Source organism: bacterium (assembly GCA_030247525.1).
Lineage (GTDB): Bacteria > Electryoneota > JAOADG01 > JAOADG01 > JAOADG01 > JAOTSC01.
The window spans coordinates 29,883-49,463 of record JAOTSC010000004.1 but is presented as its reverse complement, the minus strand read 5'-3'; the positions used below and the strand labels follow the sequence as shown (position 1 = coordinate 49,463).

The window sequence follows — 19,581 nt, the reverse complement described above, 5'->3', positions numbered from 1 at the left end:
GAAGCAAAGCAGATTTTACTGGAAGCGGCAATCCTTGATACCACGCTGACTGAAGCGAAACTTCGGGTTGCCCAAATTGAGTTAGAACAGAAAGACCTTTCGTCTGCGTTACAACGGGTCGAGGAAGTTCTTGAGGATGAAGGGGACAATGTTCTCGCCACATCATGAAGTTTCATTTGTTGAAGCAAATGAATCGAAGTCAAGAAGCAGATGATCACCTGCAATTCCTGAAAGAAATGTCATTCCGTGATGCTGGTTGGCAACGCATTCTCTACAATCGACTCCAGGAACCGTTAGGATTTGAGCCTGGCCCTGAATTGCGCGCTGTCGTTCCCGATTCGATGGATACACCCAACAGTGGAAATTGGTAATGGAACACAATCCCGTTGCACTCATCATTGATGACGATTACCAAACAGCAAAACAGCTTGCCGCGTCGATGAAACGGTTCAATTGGGTAGTACATACCGAAACCGACGGCGCCGAAGCGATCCGAAGACTGGAACAGTTACCGGTAGGATTCGTTATCTCGGAATTAGTTTTGCCGGGTTCCGGTGGTATTGAAATCGTGCAATGGTTGAAGCGCAATCGGCAAGGTCTCCCGATTGTGATTTATACCTCGACGGCATCCCTTGATGCCGCCGTAAATGCATTGAAATCCGGGGCTGTCGATTTTTTACTGAAGCCACTGACTCCACAACAAATCTCTGAACTATGTCACACCTATCGCGAAACAGCATTGGAGATAGGCGAACGAACTCAATCGAACAATAAACCGAAAGCGACCTTTTATTCCCGGAATGAAGAGTTATCGAAATTGTACCGCGCTGTAATCGATAAAATTGCGCAAACCGACACAACAGTGCTGATACAAGGGGAATCGGGTACCGGCAAAGAAGTCATGGCATCCTTGATTCATCATTATTCAAAACGAAAAGACAAACCGTTTATCAAAGTAGCATGTGCCGCTTTGCCGGAATCGCTGCTTGAGTCAGAGCTGTTCGGACATGAAGCTGGAGCATTCACCGGAGCAGTAAAGCAACGGATTGGTCGGTTTGAGTTAGCTAATGGGGGTACTCTCCTCCTCGATGAGGTAGGTGACCTTCCGCTCCCGGTGCAAGTTAAATTGCTACGCGCAATCCAAGAGCGAACGATTGAGCGGGTAGGCGGTGAGCGTACGATCAAAGTCGATGTCCGTCTGATCACATCTACTTGGCACAATCTGGCGGAGGATGTTAAAGAAGGAAAATTTCGAGAAGATCTCTTCTACCGGCTTAATGTGATAAAAATTCATTTGCCACCTTTGCGCGACCGGATCGGAGACATCGAAGGTTTGACCAAAATGATACTGGAACGGTTAGCGAAACGGTTAGGTAAAGCCGCCCCGATCTTACCCCCACAAACGCAGATAGCCCTACAAAGACATCGTTGGCCCGGAAACATCCGCGAATTGGAAAATGTACTGGAACGGGCGATGGTACTCATGTCCAGCGATGTATTAACACCGCAAGACTTGGGTGAACCGTTTTCCATTTTGGCGATGGAAGTGCCGGCTGAAGGTGAAATTCCTACTCTAAAAGATGCCCGTAAGCATTTTGAACGCGAGTTCATCTGCCGGGTGTTACGAAAATGTGACGGAAATGTGTCGCAAGCAGCAGAGCTCATGAAAATTGCCCGAAAAAATCTGTATGAGAAAATCGAGCAATTAGCGATCAATTTAGAGCAACTACGCGAAGATTCAGTGCAAGAAAGCCCGATTATCGCATTAACGAAGTAATCGTTTGTGTTTCCAGGCTTGAAAACCAACACAAAACCACACCTACTCATTCCCTGATTATCTGATTGTTACCCCTTATCACTCGAACACTTTTAACAACTGTTACCTATCCGTAACAGCGTGTCCTCACCTGAAAATTCTATCTTATTAATTATCAAGTGATTGTGTTTTGGCACGGGAGTTGTTCAATCCTGATCTGAAAGGATTGCAACATGGATCCGTCGAAACCAGTCAACAACCCAACGAATCTTCCCGCGAACCGAGTTCCGGCTACCCCATCGGTAACTGGTTCCTATGCGGTGCAAGAAACGATGCATTACATGACCACTGCCCGGTTAGCCGCGTCAGTCGAGGATTCCGTTGAAATTTCTGAGGCAGCTCGCGCCTTGTTTCAGAAGTATCTCTCCGAGACTGCTCAAGAGCTACCGGTAACAGTGGAACAACTGGAAGCAGTGGGAAGAGACTGGTACCGCGTAGGGTATTCCGAAGGACTCGCTCTCCCGGGACCGGTGACCCCTGGGGAATAGAAAAACCGTTCCCGCCCAATTACTGGACGGGAACGGCGATTCGGTCGTGAGGAAGAGTGGGCCAACGGTCCGCTCCCGCCAATGCGGTGCGCAATCCGAAACAGTGCTGGCTCAGTAGCGACCTTCGGACGGGGCGTGTCAGTTAGGTTCCCGCTGACCATTGCTGTTTCGCGTACCTCAGGCTCTCGCGCGGTTAGAACCCGTTGGCCTGCGATACTCTTTCGACTCGATAAAACCAAAACTTGAGTGTTTATCGAAAGTTTTGTGTGCTTTTCCGTAAGATTTCCTTCAAACAGGAGTGTGCAAAATGGCGACCGGCGAGATCATCTTTGGCCCACGTCCAATGGATCCGTTGTTGAGTGCTTGGCCGGGAGAACGCCGGAATATGACAGGAGAAGTAACATTTCCCGATCCCCAACCGCTTGATGAGCCAACCGGACTCGTACTGCTGCGGGAAGAATTGCGTAAGCGGTTACGTCCAGATGTCATCCCTTTTTTAGGAGCAGTGATCGATCTATCCGCTTGAGCACTTTATTGACAGGGAACAACGAAGTACCGGGTGATTCGTTCGAGTCACCCGGTTTATTCTCGATCAAGCTGTTAACGGAAGACATCACGTTAGAAGTTTGTCTACACCGAAAAGTAATCCCTTTTCTCCATCTTCCTTCCGTATATTGTTGTTCCCTACGTAGTACCATATTCCCCGGAGTAAGTCATGCACGATGTATTGTCCGTTATCCTTGGCGGTGGCGCTGGAACCCGACTAAACCCCCTCACGAAGTACCGTTCGAAACCAGCGGTGCCGATTGGTGGCAAGTACCGGTTGATCGATATTCCCATTTCTAACTGTTTGAACAGCGACCTCCATCGCATTTTTATTCTTACTCAATACAATAGCGCATCGCTGAATCGTCATATCCATCACGGATACTTCCTCGATTCGTTCCGGGAAGGCTTTGTCGACATTATCGCAGCAGAACAAACCCCAGATAGTAACGCATGGTTTCAGGGAACAGCCGACGCTGTCCGGAAGTCGCTCAAACATCTTCGCCCTTACAATAGCCGGGAAGTTCTTATCCTTAGTGGGGATCATATCTATCGGATGGATTATCGGAAGATGATTGAGCAACACCGGTCGACGGGCGCACAGGTTACAATTGCAGCGATTCCGGTCGAGACCGAAAAAGTACCCGGTTTGGGAATTTTTCAGATCGATGAATCAGGGAAAGTGCTAAACTTTATCGAGAAACCGAAAGACCCGGCGGTAATCGAGTCGCTGCGAATTACCGCGCCGATTACCGGTGATACCCGTCCCGATTGGGAAAATCGCCCCTTCTTAGGATCGATGGGAATCTATATTTTCAATACCGATGTATTGGAAAAGAGTCTTGCAGATGGGACGAAACTCGATTTCGGTAAAGAGATTATTCCAACGGTGATTCGCCAATTTAAAACCAATGTGTATGTATTCGATGGCTACTGGGAAGATATCGGAACCATCCGCAGTTTCTTTGAGGCAAATCTCGATCTCGCACAACCCCATCCGAAGTTCGATTTGTTTGATCCTGAGAATCGCTTGTTTACGCGCTCCCGCTTTTTACCGTATGCAAAATTGCAAAATGTTTCGGCACAGCGAACGGTGATTTCGGAAGGAAGTTTGCTCGAAGGGGTAACGTTTCGTGATTGTCTTATTGGTATTCGGTCACGTATCGACTCTGGAACTCGACTGCAGCGGGTATTCATGATGGGTGCCGATAATTTTGAAACCGAAAAGGATCGCATTCGCAATCGTGAGTTAGGAAGACCTGACATTGGCATCGGCAGAAATTGTGTCATCGAAGAAGCGATTATCGACAAAAATGCCCGGGTCGGAAACGATGTCCACATCCGCCGCCGAAGTGTCGGAGAATCGGAAGAGGGGCACGGTTGGGTCGTTCACGATGGGATTACCGTCATCGAGAAAGATGCCATCATCCCTGATCATACTATTATTTGATTCAGTACACAGGCAGTAGTAGTTAATCGAATCGAGTGCGGGCGAACTATCTAATGGTTTGCCCGTTTCCTTATAGCATCTACGAAAGAAAAATCGTTACTTGCGATATGTCTCAAACAAATAGCACAGATTTACGGCAGTGGATCACCGAACAGGCGAAATCGCTGGGGTTCGCGTATATCGCTTTTTCTCCGGTCCAAGCGCCTTCCCCAACCATCGGTCATTTCGACCGGTGGATTGCCGCGAATCTGTTTGGGACAATGAGCTACCTTCCCCGCGGTAGAAACCGTCGCGCCGATCCCAACCAAATCTTACCCGGTGCAAAATGGTTCATCTCAGTTGCGGTAAATTATTCCACAGTGGAAATTCCCGCTTCTATTACAACCGATCCTTCACGTGGACAAATCGCGCGGTATGCGCATGGGAAGGATTATCACGATTGGCTGCTCCCACCACTACTCGATTTAGGAAAACTGCTCGATGCGAAATGGGGAGTGCAGTCGAAAGCTTATGTCGATACGGGTGCGATCTTGGAACGTGCGGTTGCCGCCGATGGCGGAACCGGTTTCATTGGGAAAAACACTTGTTTGATTAATCCCCGCGCCGGGTCATATCTATTGCTTGGCGAGCTACTCACAACCGCCGATTTGCCGGTGCCGCCTGATCAACCGGTCGGCGCAATCACAGAAGTATCGATGAAAGCAAAACCGTCCTGTGGCAGTTGTACCCGCTGTTTACAAGCTTGTCCCAGCGACGCGATTCTCGAACCGTTTGTCTTGGATGCGAACCGTTGCATTAGCTATTTGACAATTGAGTACCGGGGGATTATACCAGAAGAACTTCGTCCGAAAATGAAAAACTGGATTTTTGGTTGTGACGAATGTCAGACCTGTTGTCCGTGGAATCGGTTTGCTCAGCCGCATCGGCAACCTGAGCTGTCTCACGATTGGGAGGAGTGGCATCCTCCCTTGCTTTCGCTAATCGAGTTGGATGAGAAGAAATTCAAGGAGCGTTTCGCGGACACACCGTTGTTACGTCCGGGACGCGATGCCTTCCTGCGAAATGTTGCGATTGCATTGGCGAATTGGAATAGTCCGGAAGCCCGCGACGCCCTGCAATACCTTGCCTACGACACTTCCCCCTTGGTGCGCGCGCATCTCCCGAGGAAACTTTTAAGCGACGACGCGAACGGTTAAGTAAGTAGCGAGTCGTCTTCCTCATCAAGCATCTCATCGCTGTCGTCGTTGGTAACAAGTTTGTACGGCTTCTCTTTTTTCTTCTTCTGCACCGGCGACCATTTTCCCATTGCCGATAATTCGTTGGCTAAAGCGACCCATTCGACCGGCGAAAGCGTCTGAGGACGCCGCGAGTAATCGAAGTTCAGATCGAGAAATCCTGCCGGGAGTGGTGGACGGATTGCTGGTAGCGTATTGCGTAGCATTTTTCGTCGACCGGCATATCCCGCCCGCACGATTGAGTTAAACAGTAACCAATTGTCGATTGCGACATCCAATTTATCGAAAGTTACTTTTAGCACCGAGGAATACACTTTCGGCGCGGGAACAAAGGCGGAAGGCGGGAGATGAAACAATACTTCGGTTGTGCCATATAACTGTAGAAATGACGAGAGCAGTCCGTATTCGCTGCTGCCCGGTTCCGAGGCGGCGCGTAATGCAACTTCTTTTTGCAGCATCACAACCATACCGAGCAGTTGCGGCAACGATGGATCGGCTTGACGACGGCGGATATACTCGATGGCACCAAACAAGATCGAAGAACTCAAGTGATAAGGGAGATTGCCAAACAATACGAATGGCTTGTTGACTTCGCGTTCCCACTGGATTTTTGTGACATCGTCATGCCGTAAAACAAAACCGGGGTGTCCTTCAAAAGTGCGCCACAATTGGTCTGCCCAGCGCTTATCGATTTCGACGGCAATCACCCGTTTCGCTCGTTTCAATAAGTGTCGCGTCAATCTGCCGTCGCCGGGTCCGACTTCCAATACGTCGTTAGTCGACAAATCGCCCCAACCGTCGGCAATTCGCTCGGCGGCTTCAGCGTCTTTCAGAAAATTTTGTCCCAGCGATTTTTTCAGTAATGTTTGCATCGTCTCTTCTTTTACATTCGCACTTCATTTCCGAAACGCGAACCATTATCCCTGTTACTTCTGTGGAGTCTGCAACGATTCCCGCACGTCGTAGAATAACGCCAGATTTAGCGCCATCCACAAGGCGATACCACTCCCGGGGGGAAGCGCTTGACTAAACAAGTATTCAATGCCGTCCCGGTCAAACCAATGCGATTTCTCAGCACAAGCAATCAACCGGTCGCGAATCGTATTCCGCAACCGCCCGGAAAACCACTGCTCAAGCGGCACCGGAAAACTCGTCTTACTCCGCATCCTTAGCGAATTCGGTATCCGGTTTTTGTACGCTTCCCGCAGAACATACTTCGCAATATCCAGTTTTCCGGAAATCTCGGAAGCGGGTAACCGGAACGCTTGAGCCTCCGCTTCCAAGGAACGGAATCGCAATTTCTGCGACAACGGCAGCGACAATCCAAACTCGACTAATTTTTTCGATACGAACGGCACCCGTCCTTCAATCGAAGCCGCCATCGTGGTCGCGTCGATCCGTCCGAGCAATCCCGGCAGGTGAACACTCCAGAGTATTGTCTGTGCTTGCTCTTCGTAAGGAAGCGAAGCGGTACGGGCGAAATGTTCGCGCCAAAACGTATCGAGATATGCGTCGTTTTCGATGGAACGAGCCCGTTCCAACCCAAAGAGAATTGCAGTTAACGGTACCGGAATCCAGCGGTAGGCGCGGGTAAAGTGATCGAGCGGACTTAGAAACGTTGCCCGCCCATATTGCGAAACTAACGCATTGGTAAGCGTTTCTGCGGCTTCGCCAAATAATTCGGGATTCGAAGCCAGCAACTTGCTGCGATGAAAATCGAATGGTGCGCGCGACAGTAACGGATACCCGCCGAATAACTCATCGCTTCCTTCTCCAGTGAGTACGACTTTCAACTCTTGCGAAGCGGCTTGCGCCAACGCTTTTAATGGCGGTTCATTCGGAACGGTGAGCGGTGCGCCGCGCTGCGCCACCAATTGTACCCAGTCGTCGACATAACTGTCCAACGAGTAAGTGAGCTGAGTGTGCTGGACTTGAAAAGCACTCGCCGCTAACTTCGCATAGCGACTCTCATCGAATCCCGCATCGGGAAACCGGATACCGAAGGTGCGAACACTTGTTGCGACGGAAGCTACTTCGGCAAGCAGAATGGTCGAATCGACTCCGCCCGAAAGATACGCTCCGACTGGCACATCGGCTTTCAATTCACGTTTCGTTTCGTCGGATAACAGCTCTTGCAAGCGATGAGCGACAAGGGCGTCATTATTGCGATACTCTTCCTCGATGTGAGTGGGCGGCCGCCACAAAAAGCCGTGCGATACTTCCCCCAAATGATTTACCCGCAGCCAACCACTCGGCGGTAACACCCGAATGTGCGACCATAACGTACGTTCGCCGATGGCTGGTTGTGCATGGCGAACATACTGCGATATTGCAGGTTCATTGATATCCGGCGGCACTAATCCTGTTGTCAGTAACGCGGGGATTTCCGAAGCGAACAAAAACCAAGCAGGTTGAATCGAATAGTAGAGTGGTTTGATCCCGGCGAAATCGCGGGCGAGCAACAATTCCTTCCGGTCGTGAAACCAGACCGCTAATGCAAACATCCCGCTGAATTGGGGGAGGGCGTCCCACCCATCGCGGGCGAACAATTCGACCAAAACTTCGGTGTCGGAGCTACCGCGAAATCTTGTTCCACTGGCATGCAGCGAACTGCGTAACTCATCGTCATTATACAATTCGCCGTTGAATACAACGGTAACGAGACCGTTGTGGGAGGTCATCGGCTGTTTGCCGGTTTCTGTTAGATCGCGGATCGATAACCGGCGATGAGCAAACCCGCAAGTTCCTTCGAGAAAAAAACCGTCGCCGTCAGGCCCGCGATGGGCAATCGACTTTGCCATCCCCTGCAACCACTGGATCGGTGGTCGGAGAGATTCGGATCTGCCCAGAATGCCAGCGATGCCGCACATATTATGCGCCTGCCATCCGGGCAGCGCCTACAGCGGGGGGATACATCGCCGTAGTCAATGCAAATGTTCCAATATGATCCAATTCCGTGAGCAACTCCTGTCGCAGTAAAGTGTCGTTCGCGATGAGTCCACCGCTAAACACGACATCTCTTACTTGCGCTTCTCCGCCGAGCTTTTGTTGCAAAACGACCAGATGTTTCGCCAAATGCGATGCGGCAAGCCGCACTAACCGCCGCGCAACATAATCTTCTTTCGCGGTTTCCAACACCAACGGCGCGATTTCGCCGTAACGCTGAGCACTCCATTCGTTACTATAAATCAACGGGATACAATCGGTAATCTTTGCTATCGACAACGCTGCACAGATGTTTGGACTCAGTGCGGTTTCATCACCGCGGCCATCTTCCGCGAGTAACGCGCAGCGTATCGCTTCGCGTCCGAGCCAAGAGCCGGAACCCTCGTCGCCGACTTGCCAACCCCATCCACCGACCCGTTCCGGTTGTTCACTCAAGCGATTTCTGCCGTAGGCTATCGAACCGGTTCCGGCGATCAGCAACATCCCCGCAGCGCCATCGAATGCGCCATGCAAAGCGATCGCGGCGTCGGTCGCTACGGTACAAGGAAGTGAAAATCTCGCCATTAACAACGAACAAAGTTTCGTTTGCTCTTCCGCTTTCCCAGCGCCTGCCAAACCAATCCCGATCCGTTCTATCGGCTGGGTGGGTGCAATTGCCAGCAATTGCTCATACAGTAACGCTACTAATGCGACAACGCCATCGTATCCGATTCGTTTCATGTTGCCAGCGCCGCCTTGTACTGTGGCAAGCGCTTCGCTTCCGTTACACAGAACGGCAGTTGAGGATGTTCCACCGGCGTCGATGCCCATCGTAATCATGATGCTGTTTCCGATTTCAAAAGATCGTTGATCCGGCGACGGCGAATCAACCCTCGTTGCCGAGCTTCCGTCTTCGACCAGATTTTCATGCTGTGATGTCGCAGCACATCGGTGTTATCAGGATGGCGGCGATAATGGTACAAAATCTCTTGAATGCGTACGACGCGATGCCGCTCGCCACATTTCAAAATCATGTCGTAATCTTCGCCGTAACTGCCAAAACTTGCCTCGTCGAATCCCCCATTGTGCAGTAACACACTGCGCCGCCATATTCGTGCCGCGCCTGCGCCATCCCGCCGCAGAATGTTGTTGCGGTTATACTGCGAATGGGTAATCGTACCAAATTCCGGCATTGCCACACCATTCTCATCGACCAAATCGTAATAGCTGATAGCAACTCCAGCTTTCGGATCGTTGTCCAATACAGCAACCGCACTTTGCAGTGTATTCGGCGAATAAAAATCATCACTGTCGAGCTGGGCAAGGTACTTGCCGCGGGCGGCGAACAAACCGTCGTTCAGCGCTTCGCCGATGACATTGGTCTTGCGTTTCAATAACCGGATTTTCGGATTCGTTTGCATGATCGCTTCGACCACTTGCACCGTATTGTCGGTCGAAGCGTTATCTACTACGATGATTTCGTAATCCGAATAAATTCCTTGAACGACCGATTCAATGGCGCTGCCGATGAATTTCGCTCGGTTGTACACGGGAATCACCACCGAAACAACGGGAGCGCCGGTTTGGTACCATACATCGGGAGGACAATCGATAATCCCTTCTTCCGCTTCCAGCCATGCGCCCCGGCGTTTCAACGAATCGTAAAACACCGATTCAATTTCCGCTTCTTCAGCGGGATCGAGAAAGAGGTAGGAAAAACCGCCAAACTTTCCTTGTCCGGGGAAATAGAGCTTCTCCGCCTGCTTTTTTTCCGCTTCGCTGAGAATTGGTTGTACAAGATGTTGCTGTACCAGCGCTTCCGGGATATGTAGCGTACGATAACGTTCACCCAACCGTAATTTCAGATCGTACAACGGAGCAAACCGGAGCCCTTCCCGAATTCCACCCGCTGCTTGCAATGCATCACGGACGATCCATAAACATGGGCCGCGGTCCTCCCGCTCGGTTAAGTCGCCGCGATCGTCGAGTAGCTCGATCCGTCGGGTTCCGCAAGTTTCGACTGTTTCGTAATCGGAAAATGCCCAACCGCAATCGCGCCGTGAACGGAGCATCCGGTCGATTCGTTCCAATGCATTGCCTGTTAATGTCGTTGTACTTGGTAACAGTCCCAGTATTGGTGCTTCACTTTGGGCAAAGAAAAGCCGTAACAAGTCGCCGGCGGGAATGTCATCCGGGGTATCCAAAACGATAATACGAGGGTCTACCGGAATTGTCCCGGTGGACTTCGGTAAAAATAACCGAAACCGTTGTTCGGTTTGTTGAAACAACGAATTCCAAAGTCGCGAGATATCGCCTGGCGCTGGTAACGCTAACAAGTCAAAGTACAAAGCCATTCTATTTCCTACATGTGGTCAAGTGAAAGGTTTGACAATTCCTACAGTCACCCGACAGGATTCCTCTCGGTTTCTTGCAGGGTTATACAACGTCCGTTATTTTACATCCGATGTACTATCCAGAGCAAATGAAAGAGAAAGGTAGCGCGATTCGTCGAATTGTGCTACTTACTGCTCTTCTGCTGGGAAGTCTTCTTTCCCCGGTGTATGCAGAAACGGAAGTAGTCGCGCGTCAAGATACGGTAACAAAAACTCCGTTCGTCTTAGTTTTGAGTGGCGGTGGATCCCGTGGGCTTGCTCACATCGGTTTACTGCGGGTGTTGGAATGGAATGGAATTGTACCTGACATGATTGTCGGTACTTCGTTTGGTGCCGTTGTCGGTGCGTTATGGAGTAGTGGTTACAGTACCGATGAAATCTCGACCATCTTCAAGGATTTCGATTGGTCGAATCTCTTTTCCGACCGTCCAAACCGGACAGCGATGTTTTTAAGTAAGCGTGAGTATGACCAACTGGGCTTACTGACATTGCGATTCGGACCGGGGGGGCGGCCGATTGTTCCTTCCAGTTTGATTATCGGTCAAGTGTTGTTTTCCAATTTGCGACATATCTTTGATGCCGCACCCTATCAACCGACCCCCTCTTTTGATGCATTACGAGTCCCAATCCGTATTGTAAGTTGCGATCTCTCCAATGGCGAACGGAAAGTATTTTGCGAAAGGGCCTTGGCCTTAGCATGTCGGGCGACTGTGAGTTACCCCCTCTTTTTTGCGCCGGTTCCCGAAGGAACACACTTGTATGCCGATGGCGGAATTGCCGAGAACATCCCGGTAATGACTGCTCGCGAACTATATCCGCGAGCGTTTGTTGTAGCAGTAAACTGCACCGCGCCGATTTTGCCGGAGATTAAGTCGGAAACCCCGTGGGAAATCGCCGACCGAGTTACAACCATCCTACAGCAAGATCGCAATTACCTCAGCCAGGTGAATGCCGACATCGTGCTGAACCCAGTAACACAAAGTTTTAGCTCAGTCGATTTCTCGAAAATCGATAGTCTGATTATGATGGGGGAATCGTCGGGACTTGAGTTGCTCCGGAAGCATCCCGAACTCCAGTTACGCAAATCCTCACGCAAAACAGATGAAATATCGATATACGCAATTCCATTGACAACAGATGACCGAAAAGAGTTAGAACAACCAACTGATAATGACTACTCCGTTTTTCGACGACTATCGACCTATTATGGAAAAAATGGTTGGGTAAACGGGTACGTCTCAAAAATCGACCGATTATCCGACCGTACCTATTATACTGTTCAAACCCCGAACTTGATTTCAGTTCGGGTCGAAGGAAGTGATAAATCGCTCCCTACCTTAATGAAAGGGGAAATCGGGTTGCGTACCGGTTTACCTCTACGTAAACGCGATTTGGATCGCACGGTCGATTACTTGTATGGTTCGGGGATGTTCGATTTTGTCTATCCGGTTCGAGAAGCGGTTCCCGGTGGCTATTCCCTTCGCTTTCTGGTGAAAGAGCGAACATTACCGGTCTTGCGATTGGGTGCCGGCTACGATTCGCATCGAGGGGGAAGTGGTCAAATCCAGTTCCTGTATGACAACATTGTCGGGATTTCAACCCACGGTGCATTGATGTTTCAATTTGGCGAGCGTGATGTAATGGCATCGGTAAGGTTCCGTGCCGACCGGTTAGTGGGGAAGTTTGGCGCAGTCGATTTCGATGTTACTGGTCAACGTACCGAGTGGCCTAAATTTACCGAAGCGAATTTATCTCAGATTAGTTATCGGAGGATCGGTGGCAGTGCAGCATTGGGGCAGTCGGTTGCTCGTTGGAGTCTGGTCGCATTTGGATTTCGTTGGCAGGAATTGCAAGTCGACGAGTTTAATCGAAAGACGATTTACCGGTTGACACCACTATTTGCTCGGTTGACAATGGACACCGAGGATCGCAATCCTTTCCCGAATTCGGGACAGCAAACCTATGCGATTTGGGAATCGGCGCAAAAACAGTGGTCAGATGCCGAGTACTCCCGCTTCTACCTGTACCATGTTTCCAGTTATAAATTGATGAAGCGATTGGTAGTTTCGCCACAATTGGTTGGTGGTTTTAACAATGGCGGTTCACCGCGGTCAGAGTGGTACCGGATTGGCGGTCCATGGGATTTCTGGGGTTTGGAGACCGGGGAGCGGGAAGCGCGAAACTTGGGAATGGCAGCTTTTACCGCCCGGTGGGATTTAATCTCTCAATTGGTTGCTGACACCTATCTTGAATTGAGAGGGAATGCCGCCATCTTATCGCATACTCAGAGTTTGCGCTGGAAAAAGGAGAATCGCATTTTAGGTGGTGGAATTGGCGTAGCACTTTCTACATGGTTAGGTCCGGTAAGATTGGTTTGGGCTTGGTCGGGTCAAGAACCAGAAAAAGCGACCCCTATGGTTTCGTTATCGTTGGGAAGCTCGATACCAAACCCGTTAGGACCTCGTCCGATTTATTAAGGTTCGTTCGTTGCTTACTTTTTATTAACTGGGGATTCTGCATGAAGCGTCACTTCGCAGTGGTGATTTCATTCGGGTTACTACTTGCTTTGAGTGTACCTGTGTTTGCCGAATTAGCCGATGGCGTTTGGATTCACTATTCGGGGTGCTTGCGTGGGTCGGTCGATCCTTGTGGTTGCAAGATTCCGGCAGGTGGCATCGCAAAACGGATAGGTGAAATCGCTACTATGCAAAAAGTCGCCGGGAGCGATTTGCATTTCTATGTTGATGCTGGCGAGTGGCGCGACCTTGCTGATCCAGTAGATGGAAACGCACGCACCGCGGCGTTACTGGCTTCTATGAAGGTGGGACCGCTTGCTGCTGTTAATGTCAGCTTACGGGATTTAATGTTAGGACGAAAATTACTTGACAGTCTTGCCTTTTCTGATAGCATTCCATTTGTCTCGGCAAACTTACGGATCGATTCCAACAATGCACCGCTGTATCCTCCATATCGCTTTGGAACTGGAAATCTCCGGGGAAAGTCGATCAAGGTGGCATTCGTTGGGTTAACCGATCCCAGTTACACCCGCATTTCCAATCAACGCGAAGGGATTATCGCGTTGGATTGGAATCTTTTGTTGAAAGACATCCTAACCGATTTGAAAAGTCAGAAAGCCGATGCGATAATCTTACTAACCGATGCTGCGCCGAAGCGTCTGGATTCGTTGCTTGCAGGGCTCACCGGATTTCAATTGGTAATTTCTTCTTCACCGGTTTGGCAAATGATGAAAATCAACGAACGACCCTATGGGTATGTTGTAACAGCAGTTCCTCAAGGGAAGAACTGGGAAGCGGTGAAGTTTCAGGAAACCGGGTTGCTACCTTGGTTGTACACAGGTCGGGAACTAACGAGTAACGTGCCCGAACAACCTGTTGTCGCACAGTTAATAACTGATCGCAAGAAAGCTTTTGTGCGTCAACCAGTGAAGTTACCGGATACTGATTCCCTCAAAGCAACGACACTTAAACCTGCGGGAAAGTAAGCAAGATGTCCGAATCGAAATACCGTTCGCTATTGGAACAAGCCAAAATTGCCCGGGGGTTCGCCCACGCGAAGTATTCCCATTTTCAAGTTGGTGCCGCCTTGCTCACTGCTTCGGGAAAAATCTATACCGGGAGTAATGTGGAAAGCAGTAGCTATGGCCTTTCCATTTGTGCTGAGCGGGTAGCGCTGGTGAAAGCACTGAGTGAAGGGGAAAGTGAGTTTACTGCCATCGCAGTGATTGCCGATACCAAAGAACCGGTATCCCCCTGTGGCGCTTGTCGCCAGTTACTGCACGATTATGCCCCCCAAGCCGCAGTGGTGTTAGGAAACACCGCCGGCGATTTCCGGGAATCGACTGTAGCCAATCTCTTACCGGATGCGTTCGACGATAACGCATTAATTCAAACGAAACAACCTACCAACCATTGACCCATCGGAGGAACGCTGTGAGCCGCGGAATACTTATCGGAATCGCTGGAGGAACGGGAAGCGGGAAGACCTTAGTCGCTCGTTCGATCTTTGAACGGTTGGGCAGCGAAGATGTCATGGTGATTCAACAGGATTCCTATTACCGAGACTTGGCGCATCTACCACCCGCGGAACGGGCAAAGTTCAATTTCGATCATCCACAGGCGTTTGAACGGGAATTGTTGGTGGAGCAGATAAACGATTTACTCGATGGGAAAACGATCCAGCAGCCGATATACGATTATTCTACCCATACCCGCACTGATGAAACGTTGCCGATTGGGCCGCATCATGTAATCGTGCTCGAAGGAATACTTGTACTTGACGATCCGGAATTGCGAAAGCTGATGGATATCAAAGTCTATGTCGATACCGACGCCGATATCCGGTTGGCTCGCCGAATTCTGCGGGATATTCAGGAACGCGGCCGGTCAATAACAAATGTCCTGAAGCAGTACGAAGAAACGGTTCGGGTGATGCATTTACTATTCGTAGAGCCGTCGAAGCGGTATTCCGATATCATTATCCCTGAAGGCGGATACAATCATGTTGCCATCGATTTACTGGTAACGAAGATTCGTGACTTACTCGCCCATCGCAAATAAAGCTTCGCGCTTTGAATACAAGACGAATTCGCTTCGTCGATGAAATGGTTTACTTATGAATATTATCCGCAGTGATCACGGTTGGCTCGAAGTAATTGTCGGACCGATGTTCTCCGGGAAAACGGAAGAACTAATCCGCAGGGTTCGCCGAGCTGCCATCGCTGGACAAAATGTTGTAGTCTTCAAACCGGCGATTGATAGCCGGTATGATGCGGTCGATATCGTATCCCATAGCGAGATTCATTTCCCTTCGATTCCCATCGCTACCCATGACGATATTTTCCCGCTATCCCAAACATCGCATGTCATTGGTATCGACGAAGGACAGTTTTTGGGAGTTGGACTCATTGGGATTGTCGAAGCGCTCATCAAACAAGGAAAACGGGTGATAGTATCCGGTTTGGATCTCGATTATGCCGGCGTGCCGTTTGAACCGATGCCGTATCTCATGGCGACTGCCGAGTATCTGGATAAAATGCTGGCGATTTGCGTCCGTTGTGGAAATCCCGCCAGCCGCACCCAACGCCTTGTTGCCGGTGGCGACCGGGTCGTCGTTGGAGCGAAGGATTTGTACGAAGCGCGGTGCCGCAATTGCTGGACGAATCCCGATGCATTCACGAAACCCGATGATCCCCCAACTATCGTATAACCTGTAAATACACCTCAATTCACTCAATTCTGTCAAAGGAAACCATGCTCGAAACATCGCAACACCCCGACTTGAAACCGATTTTGGATACCATTCATTCCCGTTGGCTGCAAGCGAATCCCGGCAAACTATTGGAACCGGTCGAATTGGGTGTTGTCTTGGGTTCTGGGCTCGGCGCTCTTGCGGAACAAGTCGAAAATCCTGTGATTATTCCCACCAATGAGCTACCGGATTATCCCGTATCGACTGTTCCCGGTCATGCTGGAAAATTGTATATCGGTTCACTGGCAGGACGTCGAGTGGCACTGCTCTCCGGGCGAATACACTATTATGAAGGGTACACACCGCAGCAAGTTGTAATGCCCGTTCGGATGTTACGCGGATTGGGCGCAACGGGTTATGTCGTAACCAACGCTTCGGGCGGCATTCGCGATGATCTTACACCCGGTACGCTGATGCGGATTACCGATCATATCAATTTCATCGGCATGAATCCATTGCGTGGTTTACACAACCCGGAATTAGGACCGCGCTTTCCCGATCTTACCAATTCCTACACTGCTGAATGGGGAAAGATTGCCGACACCGTTGCCGATGAATTACAGATTTCATTGCGTCAAGGCATTCTGGGAGCAATGAGCGGTCCAACTTACGAAACCCCGGCAGAGGTTCGAATGTGGCGTACGTTGGGCGTTGATGCCGCGTGCATGAGTACTGTTCCGGAAGTGATGGTAGCTACCGCGATGGGAATGAAGGTGCTGGGTATCTCATGTATTACCAACCGCGCTGCCGGTCTTTCGACGACCCCACTTACTCACGAAGAAGTAACAATCGTTGCGAATCAAGTCCGCGAAAAATTTGTTAAACTACTACTCGGAGTATTGCCACGTCTGCGATAACCTACCGTTTAGAATCCCGGAAAGCCGCGTTGCTTTTCGCAGTAATATTTGCGAATCTATTCGCACTACCCGTTTTTGCGCAAGGTAAGTTTCCGATCGGAACCTGGGAAACTTGGCGCCATCCCGGTCGGATCTACCAACTCGAATTAGGTCCCCGCGAACTCTATGTCGCTGCGGAAAATGGGGTCTGGAACTGGAACCGGTTCGAGCGTAGATGGAGCGCTCCATACACCATCGTTCCTTCCTTTTTGGAATCGTTCGATTTACGCGGAGTCCGTTCGATAGCGGTGACAAACGATAACCGTCTCATCGTGGGAACCACCCAGGGCAATTATATACGGGAACCGGTTTGGTTTACTTGGAGCAAGAACGGTGGCGATGGCGAGGGTTCGATAAAACTCGATGAGAAAACCCGATTCACTTCTCCCGCTCCGGTTGATTCTACGATAAATCTTTCCCGTTACATCATGCCATTCGGGTGGTCGTATCTGCCCGATAAACGGGTTTTAAGCCCCGATCAACGATACTACTATCTATCGGGTCAACTCGAGGACGAGCGCGGCGACGTTTGGTTCGCTGTATCGGGGGTTGGTTTACTACAAGGGAGTCGCTACAACAAATCGTTACTATGGAATCGCTTGGGACTTATCGAGAATGGCGTGCAAGCGATGGCAAAAACCAAAAAAGGATGGCTGTTGGGAGGGTTTAGCAAAGGCCTCAGTTCCTTCGACGAATCGACCCAACTCTGGGAGTGGTCGGAACCGGAATTTACCGGAATGTCGGCGACCAGTGGCAACATCCGCAGCATCGCGCCGGGCAATCGAGATGAGTTCTGGATGGCGACTTCACAAGGCGCAGTCTATGCCACTTCGTTGAATACTCGCTCGTGGCGGCGGGTGGGCATGACCGAAGGATTAGGTTCCGAAAATGCACTATCCATTGTGATATTTGGCGGCAATGCTATCGTGGGAACTGATGCCGGTCTTGATCAAATCAGTTCAAATAAAAAAGTGCGTGCGATTTGGCGGAATCCCAGTGAACCGGTGGAAGTTCGGGATTTAGTGGTGTCAGGCAATACCCTCTATGGGGCTTCCAATCGCGGTTTCTTCCAAATGACTCACACCGACTCAACCATCGTGTTTCTCGATGGACCTGAGGGCATTGCATCCGACGATTGGTACACCGTTGCGGCAACCGCAAATGAAGTGTGGTTGGGTGGCAGAGAAGGCGTCGCGGCATTGGATCTCACATCTGGGAAGTGGGCGGTGTGGCATAAGTATGATTTAGATAACAGCTATACCCTTTCGATAGCACCAACCGACAGCATCGTCTGGATTGGTACCAGCCGGGGATTGTTCCGGTTAGACCGTAATGCGCGGGGCAGAGAGCGCCATGATCCGATGGAGTTGTTTGCTGGTCGTATTCATCAATACAAACCCTCCGATGGATTACCGCATTGGACGGTCTACCAAATCCAATTGCTCGGGAACCAAGTTGCTTTAGCAACTGGCGCAGGATTTTGCCGGTTTAAATACTATCAAGAGGGAAGAATCCTCGAGTAATGAACATCAACCCTCTGCTATTATCGGTCGCAGTTCTTCTCACCGTTTCCTCCACATCCGCGGTCGATGCCACTTACATCGAAGACATTTCACGCCGTGCCATTGAAGATGTTGTCGAGCAAAACTATCAGACGGCTTTCTCTCGGATTGATTCATTGGAACAGACGATTGGCGGCTTTGAACCGTGGTCACTACGGGCGATGGTATTTCATGCCCAGATAATCGATTACGAATCCTTTGACTTAGCCGCAAAGTTTTATAACGCTTGCGAGATGGCAGAAAGCAAAGCAAATCGGGAACTTGGATTGCGACCCACCGCGGCAAACTTCGCGCTGGGAACAATTAACGGCTTTCGGACGAATGTCCTGATGCGGGAAGGAAAGTGGCTGCGTAGCGTAAAGTATGCGCTTGCTATGAAATCGAATCTGGAAGAAGTCATTGCCCGCGATCCCGAGTATGTCGATGCCTTAGTTGGGATTGGAAGTTATGAGTATTGGTCTTCCCGTAGTTTGAATTTCCTTCCGTTTTCCGGTGATAACCGCGCGAAAGGCATCGCCCGCATCGAAACCGCCCTCAATAAATCAAAACTGAACCAAGCAGGAGCCGCTACTGCCCTGATCTGGATTTACATCGATCAAGGGGAAGGTGCAAAGGCGTTAAAGTTGTCTGAGCAATGGTTGGCAAAGTTTCCCACATCCCGCAGTTTCCTTTGGGCAGCGGGGGAAGCAGCGCTGGCAGCCCACGACTATCCTGCTGTATTACAATATTACCGGAAAATACTGACAAGTGTTTTAGCCGATCCCGCCCAAGGCAACAACTACAACGCATTCGGCTGCTACCACCGATTAGCGGAAATCAGTTTGAAAACCGGAGACCGCGATGCTGCCCGTACTTACATTCGTGACGCATTTGCCCTCCCGCTTTCGGAGTCCACCCGCTCCCGCAAGCAAAAAGATTGGGATGATTTAAAACGTTGGCAACAGGAACTGTCTGAGTAGTTATCTCGTGCTGAATGTTTGGTGTTCGTCCAAATTCTCTGGT

The 19,581-nt window shown here is 50.2% G+C and carries 18 protein-coding genes; 14 read left to right on the top strand and 4 right to left on the bottom strand.

Annotated features, from left to right (window positions below; translation table 11 throughout):
* Positions 1 to 188 precede the first annotated feature (188 nt).
* From OEM52_01065 to queG, 6 genes are all read left to right on the top strand, one after another.
* Complete coding sequence (locus OEM52_01065) at positions 189 to 371, top strand: hypothetical protein (protein ID MDK9698727.1); 183 nt, start codon at positions 189 to 191, stop codon at positions 369 to 371.
* On the top strand, positions 371 to 1,777 hold the full coding sequence (locus OEM52_01060) for a sigma-54 dependent transcriptional regulator (GenBank protein ID MDK9698726.1): 1,407 nt from the start codon (positions 371 to 373) through the stop codon (positions 1,775 to 1,777). Before OEM52_01065 ends, OEM52_01060 begins: the two co-directional genes overlap by 1 nt.
* Before the next feature lie 212 nt (positions 1,778 to 1,989).
* A complete protein-coding gene (locus tag OEM52_01055; protein ID MDK9698725.1) occupies positions 1,990 to 2,304 on the top strand; it encodes a hypothetical protein in 315 nt (104 codons plus the stop codon).
* 307 nt (positions 2,305 to 2,611) lie between these two features.
* Positions 2,612 to 2,830: a hypothetical protein gene (locus OEM52_01050; protein MDK9698724.1), complete on the top strand. Its 219-nt coding sequence runs from the start codon at positions 2,612 to 2,614 to the stop codon at positions 2,828 to 2,830.
* 189 nt (positions 2,831 to 3,019) lie between these two features.
* Positions 3,020 to 4,300 (top strand): glucose-1-phosphate adenylyltransferase, encoded by a 1,281-nt coding sequence (locus OEM52_01045; GenBank protein ID MDK9698723.1) that lies wholly within the window; start codon positions 3,020 to 3,022, stop codon positions 4,298 to 4,300.
* Between the two features lie 107 nt (positions 4,301 to 4,407).
* A complete protein-coding gene (queG, locus tag OEM52_01040) occupies positions 4,408 to 5,496 on the top strand; it encodes a tRNA epoxyqueuosine(34) reductase QueG (protein ID MDK9698722.1) in 1,089 nt (362 codons plus the stop codon).
* Here the strand turns inward: queG and rsmA are convergent.
* From rsmA to OEM52_01020, 4 genes are read right to left on the bottom strand one after another with little or no spacing between them, the layout of a single operon-like run.
* Positions 5,493 to 6,407, bottom strand: coding sequence for a 16S rRNA (adenine(1518)-N(6)/adenine(1519)-N(6))-dimethyltransferase RsmA (rsmA, locus tag OEM52_01035; protein ID MDK9698721.1), 915 nt, complete (start codon positions 6,405 to 6,407; stop codon positions 5,493 to 5,495). The genes queG and rsmA overlap by 4 nt on opposite strands.
* A 54-nt stretch (positions 6,408 to 6,461) precedes the next feature.
* Positions 6,462 to 8,405, bottom strand: coding sequence for an asparagine synthase (glutamine-hydrolyzing) (gene asnB / locus OEM52_01030; GenBank protein MDK9698720.1), 1,944 nt, complete (start codon positions 8,403 to 8,405; stop codon positions 6,462 to 6,464).
* Position 8,406: 1 nt separating this feature from the next.
* Complete coding sequence (locus OEM52_01025) at positions 8,407 to 9,300, bottom strand: hypothetical protein (GenBank protein MDK9698719.1); 894 nt, start codon at positions 9,298 to 9,300, stop codon at positions 8,407 to 8,409.
* Positions 9,297 to 10,814 carry a glycosyltransferase gene (locus tag OEM52_01020; protein ID MDK9698718.1) on the bottom strand — a complete coding sequence of 506 codons (1,518 nt, stop codon included), beginning with the start codon at positions 10,812 to 10,814 and terminating at the stop codon, positions 9,297 to 9,299. The genes OEM52_01025 and OEM52_01020 overlap by 4 nt, the downstream gene beginning before the upstream one ends.
* A gap of 128 nt (positions 10,815 to 10,942) precedes the next feature.
* Between OEM52_01020 and OEM52_01015 the strand changes: the two genes are divergently transcribed.
* Genes OEM52_01015 through OEM52_00980 form a run of 8 tightly spaced genes read left to right on the top strand, consistent with a single transcriptional unit; the run spans position 10,943 to position 19,538 of the window.
* Positions 10,943 to 13,330, top strand: coding sequence for a patatin-like phospholipase family protein (locus tag OEM52_01015; protein MDK9698717.1), 2,388 nt, complete (start codon positions 10,943 to 10,945; stop codon positions 13,328 to 13,330).
* A gap of 41 nt (positions 13,331 to 13,371) precedes the next feature.
* Complete coding sequence (locus OEM52_01010) at positions 13,372 to 14,355, top strand: hypothetical protein (protein MDK9698716.1); 984 nt, start codon at positions 13,372 to 13,374, stop codon at positions 14,353 to 14,355.
* 5 nt (positions 14,356 to 14,360) lie between these two features.
* Positions 14,361 to 14,786, top strand: coding sequence for a cytidine deaminase (gene cdd / locus OEM52_01005; GenBank protein ID MDK9698715.1), 426 nt, complete (start codon positions 14,361 to 14,363; stop codon positions 14,784 to 14,786).
* 17 nt (positions 14,787 to 14,803) lie between these two features.
* On the top strand, positions 14,804 to 15,430 hold the full coding sequence (udk, locus tag OEM52_01000) for a uridine kinase (protein MDK9698714.1): 627 nt from the start codon (positions 14,804 to 14,806) through the stop codon (positions 15,428 to 15,430).
* A gap of 55 nt (positions 15,431 to 15,485) precedes the next feature.
* Positions 15,486 to 16,079: a thymidine kinase gene (locus tag OEM52_00995; GenBank protein ID MDK9698713.1), complete on the top strand. Its 594-nt coding sequence runs from the start codon at positions 15,486 to 15,488 to the stop codon at positions 16,077 to 16,079.
* A 44-nt stretch (positions 16,080 to 16,123) separates the two neighbouring features.
* Positions 16,124 to 16,978: a purine-nucleoside phosphorylase gene (locus tag OEM52_00990; GenBank protein ID MDK9698712.1), complete on the top strand. Its 855-nt coding sequence runs from the start codon at positions 16,124 to 16,126 to the stop codon at positions 16,976 to 16,978.
* 29 nt (positions 16,979 to 17,007) lie between these two features.
* Positions 17,008 to 18,540, top strand: coding sequence for a hypothetical protein (locus tag OEM52_00985; protein MDK9698711.1), 1,533 nt, complete (start codon positions 17,008 to 17,010; stop codon positions 18,538 to 18,540).
* Positions 18,540 to 19,538 (top strand): hypothetical protein, encoded by a 999-nt coding sequence (locus OEM52_00980; GenBank protein ID MDK9698710.1) that lies wholly within the window; start codon positions 18,540 to 18,542, stop codon positions 19,536 to 19,538. Before OEM52_00985 ends, OEM52_00980 begins: the two co-directional genes overlap by 1 nt.
* The last annotated feature ends 43 nt before the right edge of the window (positions 19,539 to 19,581 follow it).